The organism is Pseudoxanthomonas sp. LjRoot204_2, assembly GCF_056175765.1.
The window spans coordinates 1-5,851 of sequence record NZ_JBGFFG010000214.1; the positions used below are offsets into that span (position 1 = coordinate 1).

5 protein-coding genes and 1 pseudogene are annotated in these 5,851 nt (G+C 67.4%); 3 read left to right on the forward strand and 3 right to left on the reverse strand.

The annotated features are described in order from the left end of the window. A pseudogene (locus AC04L7_RS11155) lies at window positions 1-160 on the reverse strand (DUF2388 domain-containing protein); the annotation flags it as partial. Between the two features lie 80 nt (window positions 161-240). After that, entirely contained in the window at window positions 241-1,635 is a 1,395-nt protein-coding gene (locus tag AC04L7_RS11160; protein WP_435998036.1) for an FAD-binding oxidoreductase, read from the reverse strand. A 192-nt stretch (window positions 1,636-1,827) separates the two neighbouring features. Here AC04L7_RS11160 and serA point away from each other — a divergent pair, with 192 nt between their 5' ends. Continuing rightward, window positions 1,828-3,069: a phosphoglycerate dehydrogenase gene (gene serA, locus AC04L7_RS11165; protein ID WP_185895901.1), complete on the forward strand. Its 1,242-nt coding sequence runs from the start codon at window positions 1,828-1,830 to the stop codon at window positions 3,067-3,069. Window positions 3,070-3,099: 30 nt separating this feature from the next. On the opposite strand, the gene AC04L7_RS11170 is transcribed toward serA, so the two are convergent. Continuing rightward, window positions 3,100-3,702 (reverse strand): NUDIX hydrolase, encoded by a 603-nt coding sequence (locus tag AC04L7_RS11170; protein WP_435998033.1) that lies wholly within the window; start codon window positions 3,700-3,702, stop codon window positions 3,100-3,102. A gap of 132 nt (window positions 3,703-3,834) precedes the next feature. On the opposite strand from AC04L7_RS11170, the gene AC04L7_RS11175 reads away from it, so the two are divergent. After that, window positions 3,835-5,325 carry an amino acid permease gene (locus AC04L7_RS11175; RefSeq protein ID WP_475513015.1) on the forward strand — a complete coding sequence of 497 codons (1,491 nt, stop codon included), beginning with the start codon at window positions 3,835-3,837 and terminating at the stop codon, window positions 5,323-5,325. 75 nt (window positions 5,326-5,400) lie between these two features. Then, window positions 5,401-5,851 (forward strand): amino acid permease (locus tag AC04L7_RS11180; RefSeq protein WP_475513016.1); only part of this gene is annotated, 451 nt, incomplete at its 3' end.

Sequence of the window (5,851 nt, forward strand, 5' to 3'; positions counted from 1 at the left end):
CTTCGCGGGCCTGCAGCACGATCTTGTCGTCGCCGGACGAGCTGTCGGAAGATGCCGACGAACCGGCGGACGAGGCGCCCGCAGAGCTGCCGGCGAAGCTGCCGGCCAGGGCCGGGACGGAAAGTGCCAGCAACACGCCGGCCAGGATCAAACGGGACATGGATGTTTCCGGAGGGGACGCCGTCACCGGCGCGGTGCGCAAAGCCTACCTGCAATCGACGCGTGCCGGATGAACCCGCATCACCCTTGCGCGTCGAACAGCTTGCCCGGATTCATCAGTCCGTTCGGATCCAGCACCCGCTTGATGCCGCGCATCATGGCGATCTCTTCCGGGCTGCGCGTGCTTTCCAGGTAGCCCTTCTTGACCAGGCCGATGCCGTGCTCGGCCGAAATGCTGCCGTGGTGGCGCTTCAGCGAGGCCGCCAGCAGTTTGGTGACCTGCTCGCACTGGGTGACGAAGTCCGCGTTTTCCATGCCATCGGGTTTCAGCACGTTGATGTGCAGGTTGCCGTCGCCGATATGGCCGAACCACACCACCTCGAACTGCGGATACGCCTCGCCCAGCAAGGCCTGGGTCTCGGCCAGGAAAGCCGGCATGGCCGAGATGCGCACCGACACGTCGTTCTTGTACGGCACGTAGCGGGCCAGGGCTTCGGTGATGCCCTCGCGCAGACGCCACAGCTGCGCGGCCTGCGCGTCGGACTGGCTGATCACGCCGTCGCTGACCCAGCCCTGCTCCATGCAGGCCTCGAAGGCGGCCATCGCGGCGGCTTCCTTCGCCTCGTCGCCGATGGCGAACTCGGTGACCACGTAGTACGGGTGCACCTCGTCGAACGGCTTCTGCGCACCGTGCGCGAGCACATGCTGCAGCGCGCGGTCGGTGAAGAACTCGAACGCCTCCAGCTGCAGGCGCTCGCGGAATGCGGCGAAGACCTGCATCAGCACCTCGAACGACGGCAGCGCCAGCAGCATGACGTTGGTCGGCGGCGGCGGATCGGTCAGCCGCACGGTGGCTTCCACCACCACGCCCAGCGTGCCCTCGGACCCGATGAACAGATGGCGCAGGTCGTAGCCGCTGGAGTTCTTGATCAGTGCCTTGTTGAGCTCCAGCACGTCGCCGGCGCCGGTAACCACCTTCAGGCCGGCGATCCATTCGCGCGTGTTGCCGTAGCGGATCACGCGGATGCCGCCCGCGTTGGTCGCAATGGTGCCGCCGATGGCGCACGAGCCCCGCGAGGCGAAATCCACCGGATAGACCAGGCCCTGCTCGCGCGCCGCATTGTGCACGGCCTCCAGCGGCATGCCGGCCTGCACCGTCAACGTGCGGTCGACCGCATTGAAATCGATCGCCTGGTTCATGCGTTCCAGGCTGAGCACCAGTTCGCCGTTGGCCGCCACGGCGCCGCCGGACAGGCCGGTGCGGCCGCCCGACGGCACGAGCGCGACGCGATGCGCGTTGGCCCACTGCACGACGGCCTGGACGTCCTCGACGGTGGCCGGCAACGCGATCGCCAGCGGCGCGGGCGTCCAGCGCCGGGTCCAGTCGCGACCGTAGTGCTCGAGGTCGGCGGGATCGGTCTTCAGGCGCAGCCCGGGGGCGGCGTCGAGCAGGGCTTGCAGGCGCGGATCGCTCATTGCACGGGTGGGTTTTCGGGGGCGCTCAGGGTGCCAGCGATGCCGTGCGGCGTCCAGCCGATGGCGAGGTCGTTTCAGAGGCAACCAAGCCGGGAAATCGGCAACCGAGCATTCCATTCCGCGCCGCAGCATCGACGGCGCGCATCTGGCATAGTGACGGCCCCTTTCCATTCCCCGCACGACCTTCCGGCAATGTCGAACAAGAAGACCTCGTACCCGAAGCAGGACATCCGCGTACTGTTGCTGGAGGGGGTCAGCCGGACTGCGGTGGAGACCTTCCGGGCGGCGGGCTACACGCAGATCGAGTTCCACGAGAAGTCCCTGCCGGAAGACGAACTGAAGCGCCGCATCGCCGAGGCGCACATCGTCGGCATCCGTTCGCGCACGCATCTGACCGACGACGTGCTGGCGCAGGCGCGCCGGCTGATCGCAGTGGGCTGCTTCTGCATCGGCACCAACCAGGTGGACCTGGATGCCGCGGAGCTGGCCGGCATCCCGGTCTTCAACGCGCCCTACTCCAACACCCGCAGCGTGGCCGAGCTGGTGATCGCCCAGGCCATCATGCTGATGCGCGGCATTCCGCAGAAGAACGCCGAGTGCCACCGCGGCGGCTGGAGCAAGTCGGCCGCGGGCAGCCACGAGGTGCGCGGCAAGACACTGGGTATCATCGGCTACGGCCACATCGGCACGCAGGTCGGCGTGCTGGCCGAAGCGCTGGGCATGCACGTGCTGTTCCACGACATCGAGACCAAGCTTTCGCTGGGCAACGCGCGTCCGGCCATCGGCCTGGACGACCTGCTGGCGCAAAGCGACGTGGTGACCCTGCACGTGCCGGAAACGCCGGCCACCCAGGGCATGTTCGGTGCGGCGCAGATCGCCGGCATGAAGCGCGGCGCGCACCTGATCAACGCCTCGCGCGGCACGGTGGTCGACATCGACGCGCTGGCCGATGCGCTGAAGTCGGGCCAGGTGGGTGGCGCGGCGGTGGACGTGTTCCCGGTCGAGCCCAAGGGCAATGCCGAATCGTTCGAGTCGCCGCTGCGCGGGCTGGACAACGTCATCCTCACGCCCCACGTCGGAGGCTCCACCCTGGAAGCGCAGGACAACATCGGCATCGAGGTGGCGGCCAAGCTGGTGCGCTACAGCGACAACGGCAGCACGCTGTCGGCGGTGAACTTCCCCGAGGTCACCCTGCCCGGCCATGACGGCAGCCGCCGCATCCTGCACATCCACCGCAACGTGCCGGGCGTGCTGTCGCAGATCAACGACATCTTCCGCGACCGCGGCATCAACATCGACGGGCAGTTCCTGCGTACCGATCCCAAGGTCGGCTACGTGGTCATCGATGTCACCGCCGACGAGGAACAGACCACCAGCCTGCGCGAGGCGATGGCGGCCATCGACGGTACGTTGCGGGTACGCGTGCTGTATTGATAGACGCGTAACGGCGGGCCAAGGCCCGCCCTACGCCTGGTTCCGCGCCAGCCACTTGCGCGCCATGCGACTGAGGGATTCGTCCGACTCGTCGGCGAGCGGGGCGATCTCGCGCCAGGCCAGGTCCAGCGACTCCTCGCTGACCACGTAGGCCTCGCTGCCGCCTGCGCGCACCACGTAGCGCACGTCGTAGTGCCAGTGGCCGGGAACCCCCTTGCGCTCCGGGATCCAGTGGCGGTCCAGATCGAAGATGCCGCCCTCCACGGCCAGGTCGGACAGGCCCGACTCTTCCTCGGCTTCCTTCAGTGCGACACGGGCCATGTCGGTGTCGCCATCGGCGTGACCGCCCAGTTGCAGCCAGCGGTCCAGCTTGCGGTGATGGGTCATGAGAATGCGCCGGCCATCACCGCTGACCAGCCACGCGCCGCCGGTCAGATGGCCTTCCAGCCGCTCGCGGACGAACGGGTTGGCCGGCTCGTCCAGCAGGGCCAGGAACTGGGCGATGACCGCTTCTTCGTCGGGCCAGCGGCGGCCGTAATCGGCCAGGTGTTCTCGTAGCGAAGCATAAGCGGCTGACACGACGTGCTTTTCCTTTCCGCGATGGCGAAGACGGCGCCGATTATCGCCGGCCATGCTGCACCTGCGCTTGTGATCCCCCGCCCGCTTTGGCAAGGTACGGCCTTCCGTGGGGACCGTCCCCATGACCGTTGTCACCGCCCGGTGGGCCTGTCCATCGGCACTCAGTCATCTCAGGGGACGCTGCGAATGCTCAAAGCTCTGTTCAGGGTCAAGCCGGTCGCGCCGGCAGGCCACGTCGATGCCGGTGAACCCTTCGAAGGCAGCCTGGACGGCGAAGCCACCCTGAAACGGACGCTGACGGCCAAGCACCTGGTCATGCTGGGCGTGGGTGCGGTGATCGGCGCGGGCATCTTCGTGCTGACCGGCCAGGCCGCCGCCAACCATGCCGGCCCCGCGATCATGCTGAGCTTCGTGCTGGCCGGCTTCGCCTGCGCCATGGCGGGCCTGTGCTACGCCGAATTCGCTTCGATGATGCCGGTGTCCGGCAGCGCGTACTCCTATTCCTACGCGACCCTGGGCGAAGCCGTGGCGTGGTTCATCGGCTGGTGCCTGGTACYGGAGTACCTGTTCGCCTCGTCCACCGTCGCGGTGGGCTGGTCGGGCTACCTGGTGAGCTTCCTGACTTCCACGCTGGGCGTGCCCTTCCCCGAGCAACTGGCCACCGCGCCCATCACCTGGGCCGACGGCGGGTTCGTCGCCACCAACGGCATCATCAACCTGCCCGCGGTGCTGATCGTCGCGGCGGTCAGCGGCTTGTGCTATGTCGGCATCACCCAGTCGGCCTTCGTCAACGCGATCATCGTGGCGATCAAGGTGCTCGTCATCGCGGCGTTCCTGGGCTTCGGCGTGCAGTACGTGGACCCGGCCAACTGGACGCCCTTCATCCCGGAGAACACCGGTCCCGGACAGTTCGGCATGGACGGCGTGTTCCGCGCGGCGACCATCGTGTTCTTCGCCTACATCGGCTTCGACGYGGTCTCCACCGCGGCCGGCGAAGCGAAGAATCCGCAGCGCGACATGCCCAAGGGCATCCTGGGTTCGCTGGCCATCTGCACCGTCATCTACATCGCCGTCTGCGCGGTGCTGACCGGCATGACCCACTACAGCCTGCTGGGCACCGCCAAGCCGGTGGCCACCGCGCTGGAAGAGGTCCTGAAGGCCGATCCCGGCGCCAGCGTCGGCTGGCTGAAGACAGCAGTGGAGATCGGCGCCATTGCCGGCCTGTCGTCAGTGATCCTGGTGATGCTGATGGCGCAGCCGCGCATCTTCTATTCGATGTCCCGCGACGGGCTGCTGCCGCGCCTGTTCGGCAAGGTGCACCCGAAGTTCCACACGCCCTACGTCGGTACGATCATCGTCGGCGTGCTGGCCTGCCTGCTGGCCGGTTTCATGCCGCTCAGCGTGCTGGGCGAGCTGGTCTCGATGGGTACGTTGCTGGCCTTCGCCACCGTCTGTCTCGGCGTGCTGGTGCTGCGCTTCACCCGCCCCGACCTCGCCCGTCCGTTCCGCGTGCCCATGTTCTGGCTGATCTGCCCGCTGGGCGTGCTGGCCTGCCTGTTCCTGTTCATGCAGTCGTTCATGGAACACTGGCAGATCTTCGTGGGCTGGACGGTGCTGGGGCAGGTGATCTACTTCGCCTACGGCTTCCGGAACAGCAAACTCAGGCAGCGCGCCTGATCGTCTTCAAGGCCGGCGGGCACACCGCCGGCCTTTTTGGTTGTACTCCTCGATAACGTCCCGAGACCACGCACGATGCTCCGACAGCTCCTGGCCACCAAGCACCCCCACGCCGCCCATACCGAAGCCGAAGGGCTCAGCCTGCGCCGCACGCTCGGCCCGTGGGGCCTGACCGCGCTCGGCATCGGCGCGGTGATCGGCGGCGGCATCTTCGTGATCACCGGCCAGGCCGCCGCCAACCACGCCGGCCCCGCCATCATGCTGTCGTTCGTGCTGGCCGCCATCTGCTGCACGTTCTGCGCGCTGGCTTATGCCGAATTCGCGGCGATGGTGCCGGTGTCCGGCAGCGCCTACACCTACACCTACGCGACGCTGGGCGAACTGACCGCCTGGTTCATCGGCTGGATGCTCGTGCTGGAATACGGCGTATCGGCGTCCGCGGTCGCGGTCAGCTGGACCGGCTATCTGCTGAGTTTGCTCGAACACGCGAATATCTATCTGCCCGAAGCCTTCGTCAGCGCGCCGC

Coding starts and splice junctions, on each gene's coding strand:
- AC04L7_RS11160 (WP_435998036.1), bottom strand. CDS start 1,635: ATGAGCGATCCGCGCCTGCAAGCCCTGCTCGACGCCGCCCCCGGGCTG.
- serA (WP_185895901.1), top strand. CDS start 1,828: ATGTCGAACAAGAAGACCTCGTACCCGAAGCAGGACATCCGCGTACTG.
- AC04L7_RS11170 (WP_435998033.1), bottom strand. CDS start 3,702: ATGGCCGGCGATAATCGGCGCCGTCTTCGCCATCGCGGAAAGGAAAAG.